Origin of the sequence: Burkholderia theae, assembly GCF_048565265.1 — a bacterium.
GTDB lineage: Bacteria > Pseudomonadota > Gammaproteobacteria > Burkholderiales > Burkholderiaceae > Burkholderia > Burkholderia theae.
In genome coordinates this window covers 1,978,053-2,002,472 of record NZ_CP183461.1, presented here as the reverse complement: position 1 = coordinate 2,002,472, position 24,420 = coordinate 1,978,053, and the positions used below count along the sequence as shown (strand labels likewise).

At 66.2% G+C, this 24,420-nt stretch carries 29 protein-coding genes; 15 read left to right on the top strand and 14 right to left on the bottom strand.

The window, feature by feature from the left end:
* Positions 1-4 precede the first annotated feature (4 nt).
* Positions 5-727: a gamma-glutamylcyclotransferase gene (locus tag ACN22W_RS09385; RefSeq protein ID WP_419683743.1), complete on the bottom strand. Its 723-nt coding sequence runs from the start codon at positions 725-727 to the stop codon at positions 5-7.
* A 293-nt stretch (positions 728-1,020) separates the two neighbouring features.
* On the opposite strand from ACN22W_RS09385, the gene ACN22W_RS09380 reads away from it, so the two are divergent.
* Complete coding sequence (locus ACN22W_RS09380; protein ID WP_419683741.1) at positions 1,021-1,308, top strand: DUF4148 domain-containing protein; 288 nt, start codon at positions 1,021-1,023, stop codon at positions 1,306-1,308.
* A 57-nt stretch (positions 1,309-1,365) separates the two neighbouring features.
* Here ACN22W_RS09380 and ACN22W_RS09375 read toward each other — a convergent pair whose 3' ends face one another.
* The 3 genes from ACN22W_RS09375 to ACN22W_RS09365 form a co-directional block, all read right to left on the bottom strand.
* Positions 1,366-2,877 carry an AMP-binding protein gene (locus ACN22W_RS09375; protein ID WP_419687398.1) on the bottom strand — a complete coding sequence of 504 codons (1,512 nt, stop codon included), beginning with the start codon at positions 2,875-2,877 and terminating at the stop codon, positions 1,366-1,368.
* Between the two features lie 149 nt (positions 2,878-3,026).
* The gene (locus ACN22W_RS09370; RefSeq protein ID WP_419687397.1) at positions 3,027-3,623 is read right to left on the bottom strand and encodes a 2-hydroxychromene-2-carboxylate isomerase; all 597 of its coding nucleotides are present in this window, start codon (positions 3,621-3,623) and stop codon (positions 3,027-3,029) included.
* A gap of 40 nt (positions 3,624-3,663) precedes the next feature.
* Positions 3,664-4,407 (bottom strand): SDR family oxidoreductase, encoded by a 744-nt coding sequence (locus tag ACN22W_RS09365; RefSeq protein WP_419683739.1) that lies wholly within the window; start codon positions 4,405-4,407, stop codon positions 3,664-3,666.
* A 265-nt stretch (positions 4,408-4,672) separates the two neighbouring features.
* On the opposite strand from ACN22W_RS09365, the gene ACN22W_RS09360 reads away from it, so the two are divergent.
* The gene (locus tag ACN22W_RS09360) at positions 4,673-5,242 is read left to right on the top strand and encodes a TetR/AcrR family transcriptional regulator (RefSeq protein WP_129514619.1); all 570 of its coding nucleotides are present in this window, start codon (positions 4,673-4,675) and stop codon (positions 5,240-5,242) included.
* A gap of 31 nt (positions 5,243-5,273) precedes the next feature.
* Here the strand turns inward: ACN22W_RS09360 and ACN22W_RS09355 are convergent, their stop codons facing one another.
* Positions 5,274-6,659, bottom strand: a complete 1,386-nt coding sequence (locus ACN22W_RS09355) for an ATP-binding protein (RefSeq protein ID WP_343491308.1) — start codon at positions 6,657-6,659, stop codon at positions 5,274-5,276.
* Positions 6,656-7,321: a response regulator transcription factor gene (locus ACN22W_RS09350; protein WP_048243167.1), complete on the bottom strand. Its 666-nt coding sequence runs from the start codon at positions 7,319-7,321 to the stop codon at positions 6,656-6,658. The genes ACN22W_RS09355 and ACN22W_RS09350 overlap by 4 nt, the downstream gene beginning before the upstream one ends.
* A 107-nt stretch (positions 7,322-7,428) precedes the next feature.
* Here ACN22W_RS09350 and ACN22W_RS09345 point away from each other — a divergent pair, with 107 nt between their 5' ends.
* The 3 genes from ACN22W_RS09345 to ACN22W_RS09335 are packed head-to-tail and all read left to right on the top strand — an operon-like array spanning position 7,429 to position 9,771.
* On the top strand, positions 7,429-8,124 hold the full coding sequence (locus ACN22W_RS09345) for a DedA family protein (protein ID WP_419683736.1): 696 nt from the start codon (positions 7,429-7,431) through the stop codon (positions 8,122-8,124).
* Between the two features lie 43 nt (positions 8,125-8,167).
* Positions 8,168-8,899, top strand: a complete 732-nt coding sequence (locus ACN22W_RS09340; protein ID WP_419683734.1) for a class I SAM-dependent methyltransferase — start codon at positions 8,168-8,170, stop codon at positions 8,897-8,899.
* Complete coding sequence (locus tag ACN22W_RS09335) at positions 8,896-9,771, top strand: lipid A biosynthesis lauroyl acyltransferase (RefSeq protein WP_343491312.1); 876 nt, start codon at positions 8,896-8,898, stop codon at positions 9,769-9,771. Before ACN22W_RS09340 ends, ACN22W_RS09335 begins: the two co-directional genes overlap by 4 nt.
* A gap of 36 nt (positions 9,772-9,807) precedes the next feature.
* Here ACN22W_RS09335 and ACN22W_RS09330 read toward each other — a convergent pair whose 3' ends face one another.
* On the bottom strand, positions 9,808-10,224 hold the full coding sequence (locus ACN22W_RS09330) for a hypothetical protein (protein ID WP_419683732.1): 417 nt from the start codon (positions 10,222-10,224) through the stop codon (positions 9,808-9,810).
* A gap of 297 nt (positions 10,225-10,521) precedes the next feature.
* Between ACN22W_RS09330 and ACN22W_RS09325 the strand changes: the two genes are divergently transcribed.
* A complete protein-coding gene (locus tag ACN22W_RS09325; RefSeq protein ID WP_129514609.1) occupies positions 10,522-11,229 on the top strand; it encodes an SDR family NAD(P)-dependent oxidoreductase in 708 nt (235 codons plus the stop codon).
* Between the two features lie 30 nt (positions 11,230-11,259).
* On the opposite strand, the gene ACN22W_RS09320 is transcribed toward ACN22W_RS09325, so the two are convergent.
* The gene (locus ACN22W_RS09320) at positions 11,260-12,225 is read right to left on the bottom strand and encodes a LysR substrate-binding domain-containing protein (RefSeq protein WP_419683730.1); all 966 of its coding nucleotides are present in this window, start codon (positions 12,223-12,225) and stop codon (positions 11,260-11,262) included.
* Between the two features lie 238 nt (positions 12,226-12,463).
* On the opposite strand from ACN22W_RS09320, the gene ACN22W_RS09315 reads away from it, so the two are divergent.
* The 6 genes from ACN22W_RS09315 (at position 12,464) to ACN22W_RS09290 (ending at position 15,715) form a co-directional block, all read left to right on the top strand.
* Positions 12,464-12,928 (top strand): RidA family protein, encoded by a 465-nt coding sequence (locus tag ACN22W_RS09315; RefSeq protein ID WP_412021810.1) that lies wholly within the window; start codon positions 12,464-12,466, stop codon positions 12,926-12,928.
* A 281-nt stretch (positions 12,929-13,209) separates the two neighbouring features.
* The gene (locus ACN22W_RS09310; protein ID WP_048243225.1) at positions 13,210-13,629 is read left to right on the top strand and encodes an organic hydroperoxide resistance protein; all 420 of its coding nucleotides are present in this window, start codon (positions 13,210-13,212) and stop codon (positions 13,627-13,629) included.
* Positions 13,630-13,692: 63 nt separating this feature from the next.
* Entirely contained in the window at positions 13,693-14,022 is a 330-nt protein-coding gene (locus tag ACN22W_RS09305; protein WP_419683727.1) for a DUF4148 domain-containing protein, read from the top strand.
* 63 nt (positions 14,023-14,085) lie between these two features.
* Entirely contained in the window at positions 14,086-14,412 is a 327-nt protein-coding gene (locus ACN22W_RS09300) for a DUF4148 domain-containing protein (RefSeq protein WP_419683725.1), read from the top strand.
* A 77-nt stretch (positions 14,413-14,489) separates the two neighbouring features.
* Entirely contained in the window at positions 14,490-14,816 is a 327-nt protein-coding gene (locus tag ACN22W_RS09295) for a DUF4148 domain-containing protein (protein ID WP_419683723.1), read from the top strand.
* A gap of 182 nt (positions 14,817-14,998) precedes the next feature.
* Positions 14,999-15,715: a GNAT family N-acetyltransferase gene (locus ACN22W_RS09290; protein ID WP_419687395.1), complete on the top strand. Its 717-nt coding sequence runs from the start codon at positions 14,999-15,001 to the stop codon at positions 15,713-15,715.
* 48 nt (positions 15,716-15,763) lie between these two features.
* On the opposite strand, the gene ACN22W_RS09285 is transcribed toward ACN22W_RS09290, so the two are convergent.
* The 6 genes from ACN22W_RS09285 to ACN22W_RS09260 form a co-directional block, all read right to left on the bottom strand.
* On the bottom strand, positions 15,764-16,219 hold the full coding sequence (locus tag ACN22W_RS09285; protein WP_129514603.1) for a MarR family winged helix-turn-helix transcriptional regulator: 456 nt from the start codon (positions 16,217-16,219) through the stop codon (positions 15,764-15,766).
* A 124-nt stretch (positions 16,220-16,343) separates the two neighbouring features.
* Positions 16,344-16,472 carry a hypothetical protein gene (locus ACN22W_RS09280; RefSeq protein WP_343491327.1) on the bottom strand — a complete coding sequence of 43 codons (129 nt, stop codon included), beginning with the start codon at positions 16,470-16,472 and terminating at the stop codon, positions 16,344-16,346.
* Positions 16,469-16,840: a GFA family protein gene (locus ACN22W_RS09275; protein ID WP_419683720.1), complete on the bottom strand. Its 372-nt coding sequence runs from the start codon at positions 16,838-16,840 to the stop codon at positions 16,469-16,471. Before ACN22W_RS09275 ends, ACN22W_RS09280 begins: the two co-directional genes overlap by 4 nt.
* A 171-nt stretch (positions 16,841-17,011) precedes the next feature.
* The gene (locus ACN22W_RS09270; protein WP_419683718.1) at positions 17,012-18,112 is read right to left on the bottom strand and encodes an NAD(P)H-dependent flavin oxidoreductase; all 1,101 of its coding nucleotides are present in this window, start codon (positions 18,110-18,112) and stop codon (positions 17,012-17,014) included.
* A gap of 268 nt (positions 18,113-18,380) precedes the next feature.
* Positions 18,381-19,643: an MFS transporter gene (locus ACN22W_RS09265; protein WP_419683716.1), complete on the bottom strand. Its 1,263-nt coding sequence runs from the start codon at positions 19,641-19,643 to the stop codon at positions 18,381-18,383.
* Between the two features lie 224 nt (positions 19,644-19,867).
* Complete coding sequence (locus ACN22W_RS09260; protein ID WP_419683714.1) at positions 19,868-20,794, bottom strand: LysR family transcriptional regulator; 927 nt, start codon at positions 20,792-20,794, stop codon at positions 19,868-19,870.
* A 233-nt stretch (positions 20,795-21,027) separates the two neighbouring features.
* Between ACN22W_RS09260 and ACN22W_RS09255 the strand changes: the two genes are divergently transcribed.
* The 3 genes from ACN22W_RS09255 to ACN22W_RS09245 all read left to right on the top strand — a co-directional run bounded on the left by ACN22W_RS09255 (position 21,028) and on the right by ACN22W_RS09245 (position 24,393).
* Positions 21,028-21,660 (top strand): 5-formyltetrahydrofolate cyclo-ligase, encoded by a 633-nt coding sequence (locus tag ACN22W_RS09255; protein ID WP_193098392.1) that lies wholly within the window; start codon positions 21,028-21,030, stop codon positions 21,658-21,660.
* A gap of 62 nt (positions 21,661-21,722) precedes the next feature.
* A complete protein-coding gene (locus tag ACN22W_RS09250; protein WP_419683712.1) occupies positions 21,723-22,406 on the top strand; it encodes a hypothetical protein in 684 nt (227 codons plus the stop codon).
* Positions 22,407-22,929: 523 nt separating this feature from the next.
* Positions 22,930-24,393 carry an MFS transporter gene (locus ACN22W_RS09245; protein WP_419683710.1) on the top strand — a complete coding sequence of 488 codons (1,464 nt, stop codon included), beginning with the start codon at positions 22,930-22,932 and terminating at the stop codon, positions 24,391-24,393.
* Positions 24,394-24,420: the final 27 nt, after the last annotated feature.

The window sequence follows — 24,420 nt, the reverse complement described above, 5'->3', positions numbered from 1 at the left end:
AGGGTTAGCCGTTCGCGGATTCGGCTTCCGCGTCGTCCGCACCACGTATTTCGCGCACGAGCCGTTCGATGCCGGCGTCATGGAGGCCGAGGCGCGTCAACGCCTGCACGGTCGAATCGAAGTAGTCGCGCGACGTGCCGAGCGGGCCGTGGCCGGTGCGGATCAGGTGCGCGACACGGTCGAGTGCGTATCCGCCGAGGTAACGGTCGTGCGACCGGTTGACGACGAACGTCAGCGCGCGGATCGCCCGGCCGTCGACCTTCGCCGTGATCCAGCGCGGCTGGTATGAATCGGCAAGCATTTCACGCCGCCACAGCAAGCGCAATTCGGCTTCGACCTTGGCTGCGTCGATCCGGTACAGCACGCCGTCGCACCTGCCGCCGCGGTCGAGCGCGAGCATTGCACCCGGTTGCTCGGGCGTGCCGCGCGCGATGATGAGCCGCAGGCAGAACGCGCGGTGCCAGCCGTCGACGCGCGCAACCGACGAGCCGGCCATATCGAGCGCCGGATTCCACATCAGCGAGCCATATGCGAATACGTGGAGATCGCGCCCGGATGGGTGGCGGTCGAGCGTGGCCTGCAACGTGCGTTCGAGTTCCGCATCGCTTCGCACCGTCATGCCGGCCGGCGGATCCGCGCGCAGCGTGTGCAGCAGCGTGCCTCGCGCCAGACGCTCGCGCGTCATCTCGTAGTCGGAATCATCGGTGGTGCGTCGATCGTCGGACATGGCCGGATGCGATTGCGCGTCGTGGTGATGAAACGACTGTAGATTGCGCTGCCGGTGCGGGGAAGCCGAGCGCGAACAATGCGCTTTTGTCGCGAATGAAAAAGCGAACGCGATGCGGGCGACGTGCGACCAGCGGCCCTTTTCATCGGGCGGCACGCTCGTTCCAGCATTTTTGTTCCAACTGGAACGTTGAATTGGAGCGTCGGCCATTTATCGCGACGTCGTTCGATCCTAAGCTCCGCTCAACGACTGAAACACAGGTCGCTTCGCCCAATATTCCGGAGGTGGTCATCATGAAATCGCTGATTCGCACACTCGTCGTTGCATCCGCACTCGCCGCGCCGGCAGTCGTTTTCGCGCAGGAAGCCCAGCCGCTGACGCGCGCGCAGGTTCGCGCCGAACTCGTCGAGCTGGAGCATGCCGGTTACAACCCGATGGACTACTACTACGCGGAAAGCCTGCAGGCCGCCGAAGCGAAGGTTGCACGCCAGCATGAACGTGACGCGCAGACCGAATCCGGCAGCAAGCAGGTCATGTTCCAGGCGGAAGCGCATTCGCCGCTGAACGTCACGCGGAAATGAAATGTCGCGGTGCACGGGAACCGGCTTCCCGTGCACCAGCCGCTACGCCCATTGCGCTTACCTCAACGCGCGACGGAGCACTTTCCCGACCGGTGACTTCGGCAACGCGTCGATAAATTCGAACTGTCGAGGCACCTTGTACGCGGTCAGGTGCTCGCGGGCGAATCGCTGCAGAACGTCTGCCGTGAGTTCGCGCCGCCGCGACACCACGAACACCTTGAGCGCTTCACCCGTCCTTTCGTCCGGAATGCCGATACACGCGCACTCGACGACTGCGTCGTGCAGGCTGATGACGGCCTCGATCTCGTTCGGGTAGACGTTGAATCCGGACACCAGCACGACGTCCTTCTTGCGATCGACGATCGACAGGAATCCGTCCTTGTCGAGCATGCCGATATCGCCGGTTCGAAGATAACCGTCGGCGGTAAAGGTCTCGCGGGTTTCCTCGGGCCGGTTCCAGTAGCCGCTCATGACCTGCGGGCCTTTTACCGTGATTTCGCCCGGTGTGCCGATCGGCGCCTCGTCCCCCTCTTCGTCCAGCAGCTTGATGTCGGTCGACGGAAACGGCACGCCGACGCTATCCCGGCGCGCGAATGCATGGGGCGGCGTGGCACAGACGCTGGGCGAGGCCTCGGTCAACCCGTAGGCACTGAGAAGATGGCAGCCGGTCAGTTCGAGCCACCTTCTCGCGACGCTCGCCTCCACCTGCGCACCGGCGCCGATCGTTTGCCGGAGGCAACTGAAATCCAGTGCACGAAACGGCTCGTGTTCGAGCAGCGCATTGAACAACGTGTTGACGCCAAGCAGAAACGTAAAGCGATGAGCGCGGAACGCGTTCGCGAAATGTTCGAGATCGCGCGGGTTCGGGATCAGCACGTTCTTGCGTGTCATCGCCACCGAAAAGAAGCAACCGACGGCCAGACCCATGATGTGATAGATCGGCAGGACGGTCACGAGACACTCGTCACCGCGCGTGAAATCGGCGCCGAACCAGTCGCACATGATCCGGGTGTTCGCGATGATGTTCCGGTGCGACAGAATGGCCGCCTTGTTTTTTCCCGTCGTGCCGCCGGTGTACTGCAAGAAGGCATTCATGTCCGGTGTCACGACCGGATCGCGATAGGCCACGGTGCGACCTGTCAGGAGCGCGTCCTTGAACCGGCACCGCTCCCCTTGCGCCGGAAGCGCAGCGGTTGTGACCGCTTGCCGCGCCCACTGCGCGAACGACGGCATTTCGTCGGCCGCCGCGACGACGACCCGGCAGGGCCGCCCGTCGACGTCGGCCGGCACCGCGTCCAGTGCCGATTCCGCCACGACGAGCAGGCTCGCGCCGCTATCCTGCAGATTGAACAGCACCTCGCGCGCCGTATAGAACGGATTCAGGTTCACGAGCGTGAGGCCCGCCCGCAGCGCGCCGAACACGACGACGGGATAGTGAAGCAGGTTCGGCAGCATGATCGCGACACGGTCGCCGGCATGCAGCCCTTCGACGTCCAACAGGTAGCCGGCGAACGCGCGACTGAGCGTATCCAGTTCGCGATAACTCAGTGTCGAGCCCAGACATACCATGGCCGTCTCGTCGGGGCGCGCGTCGGCGGCCCGGGTGAGGAAATCGACCGCCGACCGATAGCCTTCGATGTCGATGTCCGCGGGAACACCTTCCTGGTACTGCCGCTGCCAGATTCTCTTCATGCTGCGTGCCCCCTGACTGGGTTCGTTCAATCGGCCGCGAGTGCGTCGCGCACGAAGTCGAGCCGATCCTGCCCGAAGAACATGTGTTCGCCGACGAACATCGTTGGCGCGCCGAAGAGCCCTCTGGCAACCGCCGCCTCGGTATCCGCCTTCAGCTTGTCCTTGACCGACTGATCCTGGGTGATCTCGTAGAGCAGCCGAGGATCGAGATCGGCGTCTCGCAAGACCTTTTGCAACGTCTCCATGTCGCCGAGGTTCTGCGGCGTTTCCCACATCGCCCGGAACATCGCGTCGACATATCGCTGGAACAGCGCTTCGTCGCGCATCTGCGTGCCGGTGGCGCCGCGCATCAGGACCAGCGTGTTGATGGGGAAATACGGGTTGTATTCGAAGCGCACGCCGTACTTGCGCGCGAACCGTTCGAGATCCTTGCGCATCCACGCGGACTTGGCGGGGATCGTTGCCGGCGACGCATTGTTCGTCGCCTTATGGATGCCGCCCAGCAGGACCGGCTTGAAGACGAGTTCCGCCTGATGGTCGGCGGCGATGCCGGGAAGCTGGGTCCACGCGAGGTAGGCCGTCGGGCTGCCGAAGTCGAAGTAGAAGTCGATGCGTTTGCTCATGGAGATTCCTTTTGGATTGCGGGCCGTCGAGACGGATGACTCACCACGTTTCACGCCACGGCCGCAGATCCAGCTCGTGCGTCCACGCATCGCGAGGTTGGGTATGCAGATGCCAGTAGTTGTCGGCGATGTGATCCGGATTGAGGATGCCGTCTTCCGCCTTCGTCGCGTACCGCTCCGGGAAATTCTCGCGAATGAATTCGGTGTCGATCGCGCCGTCCACCACGACGTGCGCGACATGGATGTTCTTCTTTCCCAATTCGCGCGCCATGCTCTGGGCCAGTGCGCGCAGTGCATGCTTGGCGCCGGCGAACGCCGCGAAATTGGCGGACCCGCGAATGGCGGCGGTCGCGCCGGTGAAGATGATGGTTCCCCGCTCTCGCCCGACCATGCGCTTTGCCACTTCCCGGCCGAACAGGAAGCCGCTGAAGCAGGCCATTTCCCAGATCTTGTAGTACTTGCGCGCGGTTTCCTCGAGGATGCTGCATGGTACGTTCGCACCGATGTTGAAGACCATCGCCTCGATCGGGCCGATCTCCTGTTCGATCCGCGACACGACATCGATCACGTCTTCCTCCTTGCGCGCATCGGCCCCGAAACCGACTGCCGCCCCACCTTCGGCCTCGATTTGCCGGATCAACGGCTCGAGCTTGTCCGCCTGGCGACGCACCACGCAGGCCACCAGCCCTTCGCGCGCGAAGCGTCGCGCGATGGCGCCGCCGGTCGCATCGCCGGCGCCGATGACGAGCGCTGCCGGCCGGCCCTTCGCGATCTCATTGGCCATCTCTTCTCCTTCATTGATTAACGATCGTTTACTTATAGGGCACAGGTCCCGATCTGCCTAGTCATTGATTACCCTAGTACCGTCCGGATTTCGCGGAAAGGCGGTTGACGGCCCCCGGCAGCGCCGGGCGGGCGTGCTAACATCGATCGGCCCTTTCCCGCGTCAACCTTGGCGTTCGTGATCGCTGCGAGTCCAGGCTTGAATGGCCGGCAACGGACGGCTATTCTGAATTTGAATTTTTTGCCAACGATGGATCCCGGCGACCATGCGCTACTCAAGTACCCACAAGGAAGAAACCCGCCAGAAGCTGATCGCCCAGAGCCGAGCGATCGCGAAGCGCGGCGGTTTTGCGACAACGGGCATCGATGCGTTGATGGCGTCGATCGGGCTCACCGGCGGTGCCTTCTATACGCACTTCCCTTCGAAGCAGGCGCTGTTTGAAGCGCTCGTCAGCGAAGAGGTCGAGAAGAGCGCGGAGATGCTGGCCGGGGACGATGCGTCGCCTGCCGACCATGTCGCACGCTGTTTGCGAAACTACCTGAGTTCGGTTCATGCGTTGCACCCGGAGGACGGCTGCGTGTTGCCGACCCTCGGGCCGGAGATCGCACGCGCGGAACCGGAGGTTCGGGAAGTCGTGGAGCAGGCACTCAAGCGCACGCAAAAGAGCTGGAGCGGCCGCACGGGTGATGCCGATGCGGCATGGGCACTGATTGCCCAGTGCGTCGGCGCATTGGTGCTCGCACGCTCCGTGGAGTCGGAGCGCACGCGCAAGGAGATTCTTGCCGCCAGCCGGCGCTTCCTTGGCAAGGCGCTGGCGATCGATTCGCTGCGCTGAACCGGGTCTTCACCTCTCGCCGGCGCCCGCGCTAGCGCTGCCAGCGCGCCGGCTCCAGCCAGATCGGGAACGACAGGATCACCGCCAGTCCGCGCCCGTCGATACCGTCCGCGACGTCGACCGACCCGCCGTGAGACGCGGCGATCCGCGCGACCAGCGACAGGCCGATGCCGCTTCCCGGCTGCACCGTACCGGGCACCCGGTAGAAGCGTTCGAAGATCCGCGCACGCTCGTCGACCGGCACGCCCGGCCCGTCGTCCGCGATACGCAGCCTGACCCGCGCGCCATCCGCGTCCGCTGGACTGTCGCACGTGATCTCGACCCGCCCGCCTTCGCGGCCGTAACGCAGCGCGTTGTCGATCACGTTACGCACCGCAATCGCGATCTCGTCCAGGTCGCCCCAGACGTGCACCGGTTCGACCGCGACCCGCATCGTCTGTCGGCGTGCATGCGCCGCCGCGTCGAAGTCGCTCGCGATCAGCGCAACGAGCCGTGACAGGTCCACCGGCCCGTGCTGCTCCGCCCGCGATCCAGCATCCAGCCGCGCCAGTTCGAGCAATTGCCCGGTTAGCCGCGCGCTGCGCTCGACGCCCGTGGCCAGCCGGCGCAGGGCTGCGTCCTTGTCCGCCAGACTGTCCGCCCGCAACGCCACTTCCGCCTGAGCCGACAACGCCGCCAGCGGAATGCGCAACTCGTGCGCCGCATCGCCGATGAAACGGCGCTCGGTGTCGACGGCCTGACTCAGCCGCGCGAGCAGACGATTGAACGATTCGACGAGCGGCCGGAGCTCGCGCGGCAGCGTCGTCAGCGGCAACGGCGAGAAATCGAACGCGGCCTTCCGCTGGATCGTGCGCTGAACGTCGCGCACCGGCCCGAACGACCAGCGGATCACCCACCAGATCGCGACGCCCAGCATCCCGAGCATCAGCGCCGTATTGAACAGGCCGAGTTGCAGCGCATTGCTCGCCTTCTCCTGCCAGGTCGTGGCCGGGCCGCCCGTCTGAACGCGAATCCGGCGCGCCGGATCCGACAGCGAGTAGACCCGCCAGGTCTCGTCGTGCGCGACGCCACGCCCGGTGCTCATACCGTATCCGTCCTGCGGATCGGCCTTGAGCGCCGGCCCCGGCGCATCCGCGCTGTGCATCACGTTGCGGCCGTCGACCCAGATCTGGAATGCGACGTCGTACTTGCCGTACGCGGCTTTCGGCAATACCGCCTGAGCGCTTGCTTCGGGCAGCCGATCGATCGCATCGGGCAACGACAACAGCAGCAGTTGCGCGGCGCCCTCGAGCATGCCGTCGCGCCAGCCGCGCTGTTCGCGCCACAGGCCGATGCCGAGAAACGCGCCCCAGCCCGCCCAGAACACGATGACCGTCGCCATCACGGTCGCGAGCAGGCGCAGGCGTAGCGACTTCATGCCGTGCCCTCCCCGACGCGATAGCCGAAGCCATGCACCGTCACGATCAGTTCGTCGCCGAGCTTGCGCCGAAGCTGATGGATGTACACCGCGATCGTGTTGCTTTCGATCGCGCCGTCGTTGCCGTACACGCGCTCTTCGAGCTGCGTGCGCGTGACGATTCGCCCTTGCCGCTCCATCAGTGCGACCAGGGTCCGGTACTCGTGAATGCTGAGCGCAACGGGTTCGCCGGCGCGCGTGACTTCCTTGCGCGCCGGATCGACGTGTACGTCGCGGTAGATCAACCGCTCCGACACGCGGCCCTGGCTGCGGCGCGTCAGCGCGCGAAGCCGCGCATAGAGCTCTTCCAGCTGGAACGGCTTGACCAGATAGTCGTCGGCGCCTGCGTCGAGGCCGCGGATCCGGTCGCTCAGCTGATCGCGCGCGGTGACGATCAATACCGGTGTCGCGTCGTAGTTCTCGCGCATCGCGGCGAGCAGCGTGAAACCGGACGCGCCCGGCAACTGCAGGTCGAGCAGCACCGCGTCGTAGCCGTGATCGACGAGCGCGAGCCGCGCGGCCGGCACGTCGGCCGACCAGTCCGCACGCCAGCCGTTCTGCGCCAGGCCGGCACGAACGGCATCGGCCAGCATGACATCGTCTTCCACCAACAGGATATGCATCGGTTTCGCTCCTCGAATGACGAGGTCACCAGCCTGACGGACCGCGATTAAAAACTTCTTAAAGCCCGGGGGCCACGATCCGTGTCGATCGCCGCATTGCCGGTGCAATGCATCTGGCGCTGACTCGAGAGGCCCGCCATGACCGTGTTCTGTCGTTCGATTCCGTTGCTGCGATGCAAGGCGGCACGGGGTTCCACCCTCGCGCCGTCCCGGTGCGGGCCATTCTGGCATGGAATGTCGTGCGCGTTGCGCGCCTGCCGCACGGGAGCGGCGCGATGAACCAGTTCGCCACGCTCGTCCCGTTCGGCCTCGCGCTCAGCCTCGCCGGTACCAATAGCATCGCCTGCCTCGTCGGCCTGTCGCTGATCGAGCGGCTGATCCCCGTGCTGCCATCGCACGTGCTCCTCACGATGATCGGTGTCGCCGGCGCGCAAGGGGCATGGACGCTGCCGGAAGCGATCATTGTCACGGTGCTCGGCAGCTTCGCGGGCTGCCTGTTTCATTACGCGCTCGGCAATCTGTGGCCGGAAGAGCGCGCGCTGACCCTGCTGCGCCGCCTCGCGCCCCTCGGTAGGCTGCAGCCCGCAAGAATGGACGCGCTGATCGCGGGAATCCGCGCGCGGCCGACGCGCCTCGCGCTTTGGTCGCAACTGGTGCCGTTCGTCCGGCTCGTCGCGCCGGCGCTCGCCGGCTTGCTGGAAACGAGTTTCGCGCGGTTCGCGTCGGGCGCCGCGGCCGGCATCGCGCTATGGAACACGCTGTTCATCACCGCCGGCTATCTGGCCGCGCAAGTCACTATCTAGCCGGACATGACACGTCCCGATCGATTCCGCCAGGAGCTTGTCGATGCGAATCCCCGAATGGATGCTGTTCCTGCGGTCCTGGTTGCGCCATCCGCGCCGGGTCGGCGCGCTTGCGCCGTCCGGCCCGGCGCTCGCCGCGCTGATTACCGCACATATTCCGCGCGGCGGCGCATCCGTGATCGAACTCGGCGCGGGCACCGGCGTGTTCACGCGCGCACTGCTCGCACGCGGCGTCGCGAGCGACAGGCTGGTGCTGGTGGAAGCCGATCCGGCTTTCGCGAACGCGCTGCGGCATCAGTTTCCCGCATTGCGGATCATGCAGATGGATGCGGCCCAGCTCGGCATGACGGGTGATTTCTTCGGCGGGGAGCGCGCCCATGTTATTGTGAGCGGATTGCCACTCGTCGCGATGCCGGTCGAACAGGCCGTCGCGATCGTTCACTGCGCCTTCGCGCGCCACCTGGCTGCCGGGGGTGCGTTCTACCAATTCACGTATGTGCCGCGCTGTCCGATCCCGGCGCGTTATCTGGAGGCCATGCGCCTTCGCGCAGTCCGAGTCGGCATCGCGTGGATGAACTTCCCGCCCGCCTTCGTGTATCGCTTCGAACGTCGGTTCGATGCGGCCGGCCACCAGCGGCCTGGCACGCGGCCTCTGTCAGAGGTAGTCGCGCAAGCCACTTCTTCAACCAGCCTCGACACAACCCGATTCTCCCGTACACCATCACTCGACTCGAGCGGCGCCGGGCAGTCAACAGACGGAAGTCCATCATCATGAACGCTCTCGGGTACTGGCTGATGCTCGGCCTGCTACGGCTCCTGGCCATTCTTCCGTACGCGCTGGTCGCGCGAACCGGCAGCGGCATCGGCGCCGCGCTTTACCGCATACCGAGCCGACGCAAACACGTGGTGCACGTGAACCTGCAACTCTGCTTTCCGCTGAAGACCGACGCGGAACGCGACGTGCTCGCGCGTGCCCATTTCGAACATGTCGTGCGGAGCTACCTGGAGCGCGGCTTCCAGTGGTTCGGCAGCGCGCGGTCGATCAATCGGCTGGTCGAACTGGACAGCCACATCGATCTCCACGATCCGGATGCGCCGCCGACGATCTTCATGGGTTTTCACTTCGTCGGCATCGAGGTGGGCTGCATGCTCTATTCGTCGTCGCTGCCCGTGGCGGCGCTCTACACGCGCATGTCGAACCGTCGCATGTGCGATCTCGCCAAACGTCAGCGCGGACGCTTCGGCGCCGAGATGATCGAACGCAGCGCGAGCGCGAAACACCTCGTCAGGCTGCTGCGCGCGGGCACCCCGGTGATGCTCGCCGCGGACATGGATCACGGCACGACGGGTTCGGTGTTTGCGCCGCTGTTCGGCGTGCAGGCCTGCACGCTGACGTCGGTATCGCGGCTGGCGAAGCTGAGCGGCGCGCGGGTCGTGCCGTTCGTGACCGAAGTGCTGCCGGACTTTCGCGGCTACAAGCTGACCATCTTCGAACCGCTCGGCAGTTATCCGACCGATAGCGAGTCGATCGACGCGCGCACGATGAATGCGTTTCTCGAAGCGCAGATCCTGCGATTTCCCGAGCAGTACTACTGGGTGCACCGGCGCTTCAAGCATCGTCCGGCCGGCGAGCCAGGCGTTTATTGACGGCTGGATGAGCGGCACGGCCGGCGGCCGCGGCCGTCATGCGCCGCCGTTCCGGTCGACCAGCCCGGACGCTTGCAGATCGCTCAGGTCGGGAACCGTCGATGAAAACGCCGTCGATTGCATCGCATGGTGCGCGAGGCGCGCCAGTTGCGGGAAGGCATCGTCGTTGACCGCGTGCGGCATGACGACCGCGGCACTCTGAAATGCGATGACCGTCATGATGTCGGCTTGCGAAATGCGTGCGCCGAGCAACCACGGTTCTGCATGCGCTGCATTCAGTACGCCGAACCCGGCCTGCATCTGCTCCAGGTAGCCGGCCTGCAGATGCGGCAGCCGGTGAGACTCGGGGCGCAGCATCAGTTCGTCGCAATAGCGCGCCAGCTTGTCGTAACAAGCCGCCGCATAGCTGACGAGCTGCATCGCGCGCACCCGCTCCGGGCCGCCGGCAGGCATCAGGCGTTGCTCGGCCGGAACGAGGCTGTCGAGATAATCGACGTTATCCGGATAGGCGGATGAATTTATCCAACTGCGTGTTCCGTGACAGGCAAATCGGGGCCGGTGTCGGCCGTATTTCGACCGTGTGCGCGCCCCGCTTCAAACCCCGCCTCCCCCCATTTGTTCCCGCGACGCAAGACTGTTGCTCCACGGTGGGTGTTCGAAATCGCGATCGGCACGCCTACAGTCTGCCCATCGGATTCATCGATCCGGTCGGCACCGAAGCCGAACACCCATTACTTATCGAGGCATGTCATGAGCGCATCCAAAGTCATCATCGTCACCGGCGCATCGCAAGGCATCGGCGCGGAAACGGTCAACGCATTCCGCGCACGCGGCCATCGCGTCGTCGCGACGTCCCGTTCGATCGGCCCGTCGAACGATCCCGATCTCGTCACCGTCGCGGGCGACATCGGCGATCCGGCCGTCGCGCGGCGCGTGGTCGACGCGGCAATCGAACGCTTCGGCCGCGTCGACACGCTCGTCAACAACGCCGGCGTGTTTGTCGCGAAGCCGTTCACGCAATACACCGCGGACGACTACGCGCAGATCACGAACGTCAACCTGAGCGGGTTCTTCCACGTCACGCAGCGCGCGATTGCCGCGATGCAAAAGCATGGCAGCGGCCACGTGGTCAGCATCACGACGAGCCTGGTCGATCACGCGAACAGCAACGTGCCGTCGGTGCTCGCATCGTTGACGAAAGGCGGATTGAATGCGGCGACGAAATCGCTCGCGATCGAGTATGCGAAGGCCGGCATCCGCGTGAATGCCGTGTCGCCGGGCGTCATCAAGTCGCCGATGCATGCGCCGGAAACGCATGCGACGCTCGCGTCGCTGCATCCGGTCGGCCGCATGGGCGAGATGAGCGACATCGTCGGCGCGATCCTGTATCTCGACTCGGCGCCGTTCGTCACCGGCGAGATCCTGCACGTCGACGGCGGCCAGAGCGCCGGGCATTGAGTGCAGCGTCGAAAGAACGCGCCGGCGTGCCTATCGCGATGCGGTGGCGCGTTTGGTGCGCGCACCGCCCGCCTGCCTGGCGGGGGCGCGCTCCAGATGCTCGACGAGAAAGTCGACGAACACGCGCACGCGCGACGACAGAAAGCGCGCATGCGGGTACAGCAGCATGAACGGCCGCGACCGGCCGCCAAGGCCGGTCAGCACCTCGACGAGCGTGCCGGCGCGCAGATCCTGTTCGACGATGAAGCGGTAGGTCTGGAACAGGCCCGCGCCGCTGCGCGCGAGCGTCACGCCGGCGAGGACGTCGCCCGACGCACTGTAGTTGCCGGTCGTCGCGATCTCGATCTCGTCCGATCCGTCGTCGAACAGCCAGGGAATCGGCCGCCCGCTGCTGGGCAGTTCGAACTGGATGCATTCGTGCGCATGCAGATCGTCGATGGCGGCCGGCGTGCCCGCACGCTTCAGGTAGCCGGGCGTCGCGACGACCACGAGTTCGGCGTCCTCCAGCTTGCGCGCGACCAGCGTCGAATCGGCCGGTGTGCGGCCGCGGATCGCGAGATCGAAGCCTTCCTCGGCGAAGTCGATGTTGCGGTTGCTCAGGTGGGTTTCGACACGCACGTCCGGATACCGCTCGCGAAACGCGGGCAGCAGCGGGAGCACGCGATAGTGCCCGTATGGCGTCGGCATGCTGATCCGCAGCACGCCGGCGGGCGTCGCCTGCTGGCCGGTCGCTTCGCGTTCCGCGTCGACGAGCTGCGACAGCGCATCGCGGCACTGCTCGAAATAACGCCGGCCGGAATCGGTCAGGCGGATCTGCCGTGTCGTGCGCACGAACAGCCGCACGCCGAGACGTTCCTCGAGCCGCGCCACCGACCGGCTGACCGCGGCCGGCGTGACGCTCGCCGCGGTTGCCGCCAGCGTGAAGCTGCCGAGTTCGGCGGCAAGACAGAACAGCTCGATGCTGCCCAGCAGCAGATCGTCGAATTTGCGTTGCATGGGGCGGTTCCTGCCGTCGCGCGATGGAGCAACGAGTGTGCATGAATATCGCGCGGGAAACCAGCGAGCGTACTTGGGTGAACGCGGTCCGTATCGGCGCGTTGCGCGCGATGCGTCATGCGTTACACCGCGTTGTGAATCAATTGCGCCGCTGACATTTACCGGCTTCGGCCGCATCACTAGAGTGACTGACAGGCAATACCGATCGTCCGATCCATTTTCCCGCAAGGAGCACGACATGACCGTCGAACAGAAACTGGCCGAACTCGGCCTCGCATTACCCGAACCGCCGCAACCGCTCGGCAGCTATACGGCCGCAAGTGAAGCCGGCAACCTGCTGTTCGTATCGGGGCAACTGCCGCTCGTCGACGGCAAAGTCGCCTACACCGGCCGCGTCGGCGAGCAGTTGAGCGTCGACGAAGGCCGGCATGCGGCCCGGCTTGCGGCGCTGAACGTGCTCGCGCAGATCCAAAAGCATCTGGGCGGGTTCGACCGACTGCGCAAGATCGTGCGCGTCGAGGGGCACGTAAGTTCGGCGGACGGATTTTTCGGGCAGCCGGCCGTGATCGACGGCGCGTCCGACCTGTTCGCCGCCGTGCTGGGCGGCAAGGCGGGACACGCGCGCTCGGCGTTCTCTCAGCGCCAGTTGCCGGCCGACGCAGCCGTCATCCTCGTCGTGATCGCCGAGATCGACCCGGCCTGACGCCTCGGCCGCCCCGCGCGGCCGCAAGCCATTCCCGCGGGCGTGTTCGCCCGCCCTGCCCGGGATTTCGTCGCCTGCCTCGGTACCGTGGATATCGGGGCTTGATCGTCCGGAAGCCTTGTCCAGCCAAGCCAGACACGTTCCGGATACATTGAAATACAAAATATCGGATGCGATCTAATCGAATGCGCTTGACATGGGTGGTCGCCTCGACGAAACTCCATCGCATGCGATCGAATCGCATCAGAGAAAACCTGCTGAACCCACTGACGGAGCAAATGATGAGCAAGATCGAAAAAGTGCTGTACACGGGCAAGACGCATACGACTTCGGGCGGCCGCGACGGTACGGCGCGCAGTTCCGACGGCCGCCTCGACATCCAGTTGTCGTCGCCGGGCAGCGCCGGCACCGGCACCAACCCGGAACAGCTGTTCGCGGCCGGCTGGTCGGCCTGCTTCATCGGCGCGATGCAGCTTGCGGCGCGTGCCGCGAAGGTGACGCTGCCGGAAGATCTGGCCGTCGACGCCGAAGTGGATCTCGGCACGGCCGGCAACGCGTACTTCCTGCAGGCACGCCTGAACGTGAGCGTGCCGGGGCTCGATCGTGACGTCGCGCAGCGCCTCGTCGATGCCGCGCATCAGACCTGCCCGTATTCGAAGGCGACGCGCGGCAACATCGACGTCGAAATCCGTATCGCATGAACGTGGCATCGGGCGGCCGATACGCCGCCCGCCACATTCCAGACTTCTTTCCTATCGAGGTGAATGTTGAATATCCGACTGATCGCCGCCCTGCTCGTCGCTGTTTCGGCTTCTGCCGCCGCACCGGCGTTCGCCAATGAAACCACCGTGACCCGTGCGCAAGTGCGCGCCGAGCTGACCCAGCTTCAAACGGCCGGTTATCCGCTGAATCGCGCCACCGATGCGACCTATCCGAACGATCTGCAGGCCGCGCTGACGCAGATCCATGCGGCCGATGCGGTCGCGGCCAACGAGCGGGCTTCCGGCTACGGCGGCAACGGCGACGCGGCGACGCAAGCGGGCCGCCCGCACGCCGTCAGCGTGGCCGACCGCTCGGTGTATTTCGGTCATTGAGCGCCGCGCGCCGATACCTGAACGCTGAATCCTTTCCATTCCTGTTCTGAATCGAGGTAAATGATGAAAACCCAATTGATCGCCGCCCTTCTCGTCGCTGTTTCGGCTTCTGCTGCCGCACCGGCGTTCGCCAATGAAACCACCGTGTCCCGCGCGCAAGTGCGTGCCGAGCTCGTCCAGCTCGAACAAGCCGGTTATCGGCCGGGCCGCGCGAACGATCCGCACTACCCGGACGATCTGCAGACCGCATTGACGCGCGTTCACGCGAACGACGCCGTGACGGCCGATGCAGCGGCATCCGGTTACGGCCGCGACGCCGTTGCCGCCTCGCAGTCGGGCAGCCGGCCCGCGACGCGCATCGCCGAGCGCTCGATCTACTTCGGTCATTGAACAGAACCGCGATCGGCGCCGATGGCCGGCGTGCGGTGCGCGACTCCCGAATTCCTGATTTCCTGTCGAGGTAAAAGATGAAGACCCAATTGATTGCCGCCCTCCTCGTTGCCGTGTCGGCCGTCGCCGCCGCACCGGCGAACGCCAGCGAAAGTACCGTCACGCGTGCGCAAGTGCGAGCGGAACTGGCCGCGCTGCAGAAGGCCGGTTTCCAGCCGAACCGGCCCAATGACCCGCACTACCCGGACAATCTCCAGGCGGCGCTGAGCCGGATTCACGACGATGGCGCCGTCGCGGCCGATACGCAGGCGTCCGGTTATGGCCGCGACGCCGACGGCGCGGCCCAGTCCGGCAGCCGCAGCGTGGTTCGCGTGGCCGAGCGTTCGATTTATTTCGGTCATTGAGCGTGGCGCGACGCAATCGGTCGCCAACGTCCGTCACATAAAGCGCATGCGATGTAATCGCGTGCGCTTTTCTATTTGGGGCGACCGGATTTGCAGCGCCAATTCGAGCGGCCGCGGTGCGACGTCCCCGGCCGATCCGGTCTATTCTGTGCGGCACGCAATCTTCAAACGAGGAGCAGCCGATGCCGGAAACCACCACCGGGAACGCGATAAGCGGCGCACACGCGCTCGACCAGGTCGTCTGGAACGCGCTCACAAGCAAGCAGCGCCACTTTGCACTCGGCAACGACCGCGCGTTGCGGTTTCCGGCGGCCGTTGCGCCGTTCGCCGCGCTCAAGGATGCGAGCCCGGCATCCTTCGATGCATTGCGCGAGCTGATCGCCGCGCACGGGCCGGCGGCGCTGGTCACGCCGGACGAGATCCAGCCGCCGGCGGGATTGTCGGTGATCCGGCGCGCGACGTTGCTGCAAATGGTCTGGCAAGGGACGCTCGAACCGGCATCCGCATCGGAGCACGTCGCGCTGGCCGAAGCCGATGTGCCGGACATGCTCGCGCTGACCACCGCCGCGCAACCGGGCCCGTTCGGCCCGCGCACGTTCGAACTCGGCGGCTATATCGGCGTACGCAGCGAAGGCCGGCTCGCCGCGATGGCGGGCGAGCGGATGCGGCTCGACGGTTATACCGAGATCAGTGCCGTATGCGTGGATGCCGCGTTTCGGCGGCAAGGTCTTGCGGCGCGACTGATCCGTACGTTGATCGCGACCATCGGCGCACGCTCGGAAACGCCGTTCCTGCACGTCCTCACGACGAACCAGGTCGCGATCGAGCGCTACCTTGCTCTCGGTTTTGTCGTGCGGCGCGAGATGAACCTGCTGGTGCTGGGGGAAGCGCAGGCGTGACGATGCCAGCCGACGCCGCTCGGGCGTCGGCTGGCTCCTGTATGGCGTTTATTCTTCGGTCGACCGGATCAGGTTGCCGCGCAGCGTGACGATCGCCTTCTGCATCTTCGCGAATTCGTCCGGCTTCAAGCCGGTGGCCTCGACCAGATTCATGTCGAGCCCCTTCTCGCGCACGCGGCGGCCGCTCTTCGTCAGGCTGACGAGTACCTGGCGTTCGTCCGACGGATCGCGGTGCCGCTCCAGATAGCCCATCGCCTCGAGCTTCTTCAGGATCGGCGTCAGCGTATTGGATTCGAGGAACAGCTTCTCGCCGAGCTGGCCGACCGTCTGGTTGTCCTGCTCCCACAGCGCAATGATCGTGATGTATTGCGTGTACGTGAGGCCGAGCTCGTCGAGGATCGGTTTGTACGCCTTGCCGAACGCGAGGTTCGTCGAGTAGATCGCAAAACACAGGAAATCGGACAGCTTCGGCGCGGCGGGCGATGGTGCTTCGGTCGGTTTCATGAACTTCCTCCAGCGACGCGAACGGTCGCAGATAAGCGCATTATATATCGCGTGCGATCTTATCGGAAGCATGATAATCGGTCTCGATGAACCGGCGGGATGGTGCACCGCGGCCCGATCGCCGTCAGGCCTGGCTGCGGCGCTTGCCGGTCTGCACGCGGCTTTCCGAGCGCAGCGCGCATTGCACCGGATGGGCGATTTCGGTCGCGAGCCCGCCTGCGGCAAACAGCAGGATCATCAGCCAGCGTTTCATGCGTCCTCCACGACCGACAGGCTCGCGCCGTTGGCGACCGTCGCGTCCAGCGCATACGGATCGATGCCGTCGAGGCAACCGAGATTGACGCGCCAGCACGCCGGGTCCATGCGCGTCCGATGGAACGGATAGATGCCGCAACGACTGCAGAAATAGTGCCGGGCCGTGTGGGTGTTGAAGTGGTAGCACGTCAGCGCGCCCTCGCCTGCGACGATCTTCAGATCGTCAGCGGGGAACATCGGGCTCATCAGCGCGCCGCGGCGCCGGCACAGGCTGCAGTTGCAGCGGGCGGCCGGCGCAATGGCCGTTCGGACTTCGAATTTGACGGTCCCGCAATGGCAGGACCCTTTGAACCAAGCTGCAGACATGATGCGCTCCAGAAGAGGTCATGCCTGCTTTATAGCGGACCCGCGCAGCCGCGTTGTATCGCACTGTATCCGCGGTCCGAGCAGATACAGAACATTGCAAATCGGTAGCCGGCGGTGCACGTTCGTGCGCTGATCGCCGGCACGTGTGTGCGGCTTGCGAGCCGTGCGTGATCAGTCCAGCGCGTGCTGCAACCGCGCGATCGCGGCCCGCGTTTCGCGCTCGAGCGTCGCGAACAGCTCGGCGGCCGGCAGCGCGCGCACGAGCGGCGCCGCCTGCCCGGCCCACTGCGCGCCGTAGCCGAATTCGCCCTTCGCCTTTGCCGCCGCATGCAGCGCCTTGCCCGCGTCGTACGCGATCGGATACGCGGGCGTGGCCGGCGCATGCGGGTCGTCGCCGAGCGCGGTCAGCCGGTTCGCGATGCCGCGCGCGACCCGGCCCGAGATCGCGCTCGTGAACGTGGTGCGGCGTGCCGCGTCGCCGAGGATCGCACGGCGATAACCGTCGTCGATCGACGTCTCCGGGCACGCGACGAACGCGGTGCCGAGCTGCGCGGCCTGCGCGCCGAGCGCGAGCGCGGCGGCGATGCCTTCGCCGTCCATGATGCCGCCCGCGGCGATCACGGGCAGCGCGCATTCGCGCACGATCAGCCGCGTCAGCGCGAACGTGCCGAGGCGATCGTCGCGGGCGGTCGAATCGAACACGCCGCGGTGCCCGCCGGCTTCGATGCCCTGCGCGACGATCGCGTCGATGCCGGCGGCAGCGATCTGCCGCGCCTCGTCGAGATTCGTCGCGGCCGCGAACAGCGTGATGCCCGCGCGCTTCAGCGCAGCGATCACGTCCGCCGACGGCAATCCGAAATGGAAGCTGACGACGGCCGGCGTTTCCTCGACGAGCATCGCCTGCATCGCGTCGTCCGCGACGAAACTCGTATAGATCTCGGACAGCGATGCGGGCGGCGTCGCGCCGTATTCGCGGAACGCCGGCGCGAGCCAGTCGAGCCACGCGCGCTCGACCACCGCGTCCGCCCGGGCCGGACGGTGGCAGAACACGTTGATGTTGAATGGCCGGTCGGTGAGCGCACGCGTGTCGCGGATCATCTTGCGTGCGCCGTCGGCGTTCGTCGCGCCGACGCCGAGCGAGCCGAGCCCGCCCGCGTTCGACACGGCGGCCGCCAGCGCCGGCGTGCTGACGCCGGCCATCGGCGCCTGCACGATCGGCGCGCGAATGCCGAGCGTGCGCAACAGCGTCCGGTTTTCGGTCGATTGATTCATGTTGCTTGCCTCCTGCACGATCCGTCATCGAAATGCGTCGGCCGCATGTCGGCCGACGCGTGTTGGTCGAGTCCGGCACGACGCGCGTTCGTCGTTCTTCGCGCGTAGCCGGACATGTGAAAGCGGTGTCGAAAATGATGGGAAATGATGGGCAGCGTTAAGGTGCGGTGCACGGAAGGCTCGGCGACGGTGTGTGTTATCGCCGCTTCCGGGCACGCATCCGCAGCTGCGACCATCCTACGCCACACCTCGATCCTCGGGCCAGCCGCTATCGGCCGCGCGCCCAGTGCGCGAGTACCGCGCAGGCCGCCAGCAGCGCGCCCGTCACGAAGAACACCGAATGCAGGCCGAGCGCGACGCCGATCTGCCCGCCGATCACCGGGCCGATCACCTGTCCGCTGAACTGCGCGGACTGCAGGTAGCCGAGCATCTGCCCCGTCGCGCGCTCGTCGACCGACTGCCGGACGAGCTTGCCGATCGACGGCAGCAGCCCCGCGAGTGTCATGCCCATCACCACGCGCAGCGCGGCAAGCTGCCACCAGTGCGTGACGAACGCCTGCGGCACCATCGCGAGCGCGGTCAGCAGCAGGCAGCCGACGATCACGTTCCAGCTGCCGATCCGGTCGGCCAGCGCGCCGAGCCGCGCGGCGGTCAGCATGCTGCCGAGCGCCGAGCACGCCATCACGACGCCGGCGATGCGCGCGAGGCCGTCGCCGCCTACGCCGAGGCCGCCGATATAGACCGTGATGATCGGCTCGATCGACATGTTCGCGAGCAGCACCATCATCGCCGTCACCAGCAGCGCGGCGACCGCCGCGCGATTCGTGCGTTGCGCCGTGCTTGCGGCCGCGCCGGAGGTACGTGCTTTCGCGTCGGTGTCCGCGTGGAAGTCTTCCTTCACGAAGACGATCGTCAGCAGCGCGGCGACCGCGATCATCGCGCCACCGGCGAAGAACGTGCCGCGAATGCCGACCCAACCCGGCAGCAGCCCGCCGACGAGCGGCCCGACGAGATTGCCCGCGAGTGCACCGGTCGACAGGATGCCGAGCGCCCAGCCCGCACGTTCGCGCGGCGCCTGCGTGCCGACCATCACGGTCGACGCCGACGCGTAGCCGCCGACGAGCCCCGCGATCAGTCGCAGCGCGACAAGTTCGAACACGTTGTGCGCGATGCCGATCAGCGACATCACGATGGCCATCCCGATCGCCGCGCGCACGAGCATCGGCTTGCGGCCGAAACGATCCGCGAGCCGGCCCCACAGCGGCGCGGTGACGGCCGTGCCGAGAAACGTCGCGCTGAACGCGACGCCCGACCACTGAATTACGGCCGACTGCGAGTCGACGCCGAGTTGCCGCACGTACAGCGGCAGGAACGGCAGCAGCATGCTCAGGCTGACGAGCGTCGTGAACGATCCGAATACGCAGACGGCGAGATTGCGCCGCCAGTAGCGCGTGTTGCGTTCCGCATAGCTGGCGGCCGGCCGTTCGGCGGGCGTCGGCGCCGGCGCCGGCAAGTGTGCGGTCGTGCTCATCGCGCCCTCGCGACGCGAATCGGGCCGGCCGGGCCGGCACCGACGGCACACGGCGTGCCGCGCCACGCGTCGAGCGCACGCGGTTGATCCAGAAGGGCTTGATGCATGTCGACCTCCATTCGCTGGACGGGCGCCACGCGCGTCCGTCGGTTGAAGGAAGTCTAGATTGAGTCGAATGTCGAGAGAATCCCCGTTACGCGAAAGCCATTCTTCCGCGCTTCGGTTTAATCACCATCGGTGATGGCGGCCAGCCGTGCGAAATGCTCGCGCAGGCGCGGCGCCGCGAAATCGACGAACGCGCGCACCTTCGGGACCGACAGCCGTCCGTAAGGTGTGACGAGATGGATGGGCAGCGGCGCATGTTCGCTGTCGCTCAGCACGATCCGCAGCGCGCCGTCGCGCACCGGTTCGGCGACGTGATACGAAAACAGCCGCGTGACGCCGTGGCCGGCGATGGCCGACGCGACCGCGCCGCGGATCGTGTTGATGATGAAGCGCGGCGCGAACTGGACGACCTGCGGCAGCGCCGATGGCCCGGACGGTGGGAAGCTCCACGAGTCGAGCCCGAAGTGCGTCATCGAGATGATCCGGTGCTGCGCGAGATCGGCCGGCGTCTCGATCGCGGCATGCTTCGCCAGGTAATCGGGCGACGCCACGACGACGCGCCGCACCGTGCCGACCGGAATCGCGACGAGTGTGGAATCGGTCAGGTGCGCGATGCGCAGCGCGACGTCCATCCCTTCGTCGATCAGGCTGACGGGACGGTCGAGCAGCTGCAGGCGGATCGACACGGCCGGATGGCGCTCGATGAATTCGTCGAGCAGCGCACGCAGCACGTCCTCGCCCGCGGCGACCGGCGCGGTGATCGTCAACATGCCGCGCGGCGCCGAACGTTCGTCGGCGACCAGCATGTCGGCTTCCTCGAGATCGGACAGGATGCGGCGGCACGCGGCCGCGTAGCGTTCGCCGGCCTCGCTCAGCCGAATCGTCCGGGTGGTCCGGTACAGCAGCGCGGTGCCCGTGTGCGCCTCGAGAAAGGCGATCGCGCGGCTGACCGCCGCCGGCGAGCGGCCGAGCCGCCGGCTCGCGCCCGCGAGGCTGCCCTCGTCCAGCGTGGCGACGAACACCTTCATCGCGTCGATTCGATCCATGGCGTGTGAATGGGGCGAGCGGTCGTGTGACTGGCGGCGGGCCAGCGAGCGTGCAGTCTACCGCACGCGGGTGCGGTGCCTTGCCGGGGGGATGCTGCGGTCGCGGTTTTGGCCCTACAATGCGCAGGCGAAGAAACCGCACGAACGGCCGTCACGACGCCGCGTTCATCGAACGCGGCGCCGGACATTCAAGCGGTTGCGCTGAATAACGAACAACAACCTGAACAGCACTCATGAAAAGAAGAACATTTCTCGCGCTGCCCGCCGTGGCGGCGTCCGGCATGCTTGCCGGCTGCAGCGATTTCGGTCCCGTCACCAAGGAATGGATGAAGGATTCGAAATACGACGAAACGTTGTCGACCTTTCTGATTACCGCGGACGGCAAGCAGCTCGTCGTGCTGGGCACGAAGTACCACTACATCTTCGATTTGCCGCCGAGTCTCGCGACCGTGCTCAAGGCACCCTATCGTCCGAAGCTTCAGACGGCGTTCCTCGATTTCGAGGCGCGCGGCGAGCGGATCACCGGTCGTTATGCGATGCGACTCCCTTATGCGGATGCGCCGGACGGCTCTGAGACGAGCGCGCGCGCGCTCGCGGACGGTTTCAAGGAAGAATCCGGTTACCTGGAGGAAGAAGGCACGATCAGCGGCAAGCGCTACCTGCCGAACGAGGTCACGCCGTCGTCGGTACCGCAGGCGTTCAATCGTCCGTATCAAGTCACGGTGACGGAGAAGCTGACGGCGGTCGGCCACGGCGCCAAGCTGGCGTTGTCGCCGATCACGATGGCGGCGGACGGCGCGCTCGGCCTGCTCGGTCTGGCGTTGTTCCCGATCGCGCTGACTGCATTCATCGTCATGGCGAGCTGAGATCGGCGCATCGAGGGCTGGTCGCGATGCGTCGACAACCTCTCGACAAACCGGAATCCAAGATGAAATCTCCTGCCCGAAAGCTGTTCCGGATCGGCTGCCTGGCCGGTTGCCTGGCATTCGCGCAACACGCCATCGCTGAAAGCGACTGGGACGCCGCGCGCCATGTCCGCACCGACTGGGTGTTCGCGTCGATGAAGGAAAGCGACGTGCGGCCGACGCTCGATCGCACGCTGAAGGACCAGGTGCGCTGGGCCGATTTGCCCGGCAATGCCCCCGACGCGGGCAACTTCCAGTGCACGAAGCTCGCGCTGCCGTCGCCGTCCGCCGAAGCACAGGCCGCGTTCGACGCAGCGCCGTCGCCGCGCGGCCGCGACGCCGACAAGGCCTATGCGAAGGCCGCATCGCTCGGGTCGTGGCGTGCGGCCGCGCGCCTGGTGAACAGTTCGCTCGACGACGAGGATTGGGAAGGCGCGCAGCCGGTCATCGCGTGGCTGCTCGTTCATCACGTGCCGGCCGGATACAACAAGCTCGCGGACGTGCTGCAGGCGATGTCCGGCTACGACGGCGAAACGCCCGGCGAGCGCATGCGCGGGATGATCGCGTCGTTGCGCTGGCGCGCGGCACGCGAAGGCGACCCCGTCGCGCAGATGGAGATGGCCGACCTGTTCGAGAAGCTGGGCAAGACGGATCTCGTCACCGCGCTGCGCGCGTGCGCGACGCAGCAGAATCCGGAATTGAAATGATGCGCGTCGCGTCGGTACGCCGCTCGTGACATTCGGCGTACCGGTGCGAGCAACGGTGTTGTCGTTTCAGACTTCGTATCGCACCGCATGCGCTTCGGATGCGCGCCGGCAACGGCGGCTGCAGCATTTTGCGCTGGAGCGCGGTAACCCCGTGCGCGTGTTTCATTCATGGCGTGGCGTTCATACCGACCGATTGAGTGCGGCGGCCGGGCAATCGGGCTCATGGTTTTCCCGGCCAGCCGGCTGCGCGCTCGCACAACCGGATCCCGTGCACAACCACCCGCCACGCAGGCTGCACCGGCCTGCCGCGCGCATGCCGGCCGCCGCGCGATCCCTACCCTTTCTGCGCGGGAAAGGACGCTTGAGACATCCGCAATTATCACGTGCCCCGGATTTGCCCACCATGTGTCGGACGATCGGCGCAGCCCGCATGGCCGGCCCTTTCACGGGCCTCGCGGTGCCTGCCGTCGCGTCGTGCGACCGGCCGCATTGCGCGACGGCATATCGATAATCAGGAGACACGATGAACAGCCAATCCCTCGATCTGGGTGGCACCGCGGGCGAGCCCGCGTCCGCCCGACTGCCGGCCGCTCCCGCCGGCGTCGGCGCCGATGCGGCGGCCCTCCCCGCCCGCCGCGTCACGCTCGGCGATTTCATGGACGACCTGCCGGTCGGTGCATTGCACCGGTTCGTCGTCTGGGTGATCGGCATCGGGCTGTTCTTCGACATGTACGAGATCTTCCTCGTCAGCACGATCGGTTCCGCGTTGCAGAACGAATACGGGTTGAGCCGGCAAAGCGCCGATTTCAAGCTGCTGCTGGCATCGGCGTTCATCGGGATGTTCGTCGGCGCGATGTTTCTCGGCAGCCTCGCCGATCGTATCGGCCGGCGCAAGGCGTTCCTGCTGACGCTCGTGTGGTACAGCGCGTTCTCGCTGGTCGGCGCGTTTTCGGTGAACGCCGACATGCTGGTCGCGTGCCGGTTCCTGACGGGCATCGGCGTCGGCGCGATCTATCCGGTCGCCGACAGCTTCCTGTCCGAAATCCTGCCGAAGGAAAAGCGCGGGCGGCTCGCCGCGTGGGCCTATACGACTTCCTATGTCGCGGTGCCGCTCGTCGGTTTCCTCGCGCTGTGGCTGAACCCGCTGCATGTGGCCGGCGTGGCCGGCTGGCGCATCATCCTCGCGATCGGCAGCCTTGGCGCCGTCTACGTGCTGCTCGTCCAGCACCGGTTGCCGGAGAGCCCGCGCTGGCTGCTCGCGCAAGGCCGCACGGCCGACGCGCACGCGGCGCTGCGACGCTTCGCGGAAGGCACCGGCGTGCGCGTGCCCGAGCAATTCGCGGAACCGGCCGAGCCGCAGCGGCCGCTCGGGCTCGGCGAGCGCATCGCGCTGCTGCGCCGCGAACCCTACGGCGCGCGCTATGTGATGCTCGCGATCTTTCACCTGTTGCAGGGCTTCGGTTATTACGGATTCGGCACGCTGGCCGGCACGGTCGTGAAGAGCCGCGGCTTCGACGTGACGGACAGCACGCTGTTCATCGCGCTGTCGTTCGTCGGTTATCCGATCGGTTCGCTGCTGTCGATTCCGCTGCTCAACTGGATCGAACGCCGCACGCTCGTGATCGTGTCGATCCTGTCGATCGCGGTATTCGGGCTCTGCTTCGCGTATTCGGGCAATACCGTGCTGATCGTCGGCTTCGGGTTGCTGACGACCTGCGCATCGAATGTGTTCAGCAATGCGTATCACGTGTACCAGGCCGAGATCTTTCCGGCGCGTGTGCGCTCGACGGCGATCGGCAGTACGTACGCGCTGTCGCGTATTGTCAGTGGCGCGCTGCCATTCGTGTTGCTGCCGGTGCTCGTCAGCCACGGCGCGGGCGCGATGTTCGGCGTGATCTCGATCGCGCTCGGCATCGTCGCGGTCACGCTGCGCGTGCTCGGGCCGCTGACCACGCGGCGCAGCCAGGATGAAATCAATCCGGTTTGAGCGTGTGCCAACCGATGGCGGGCGCAG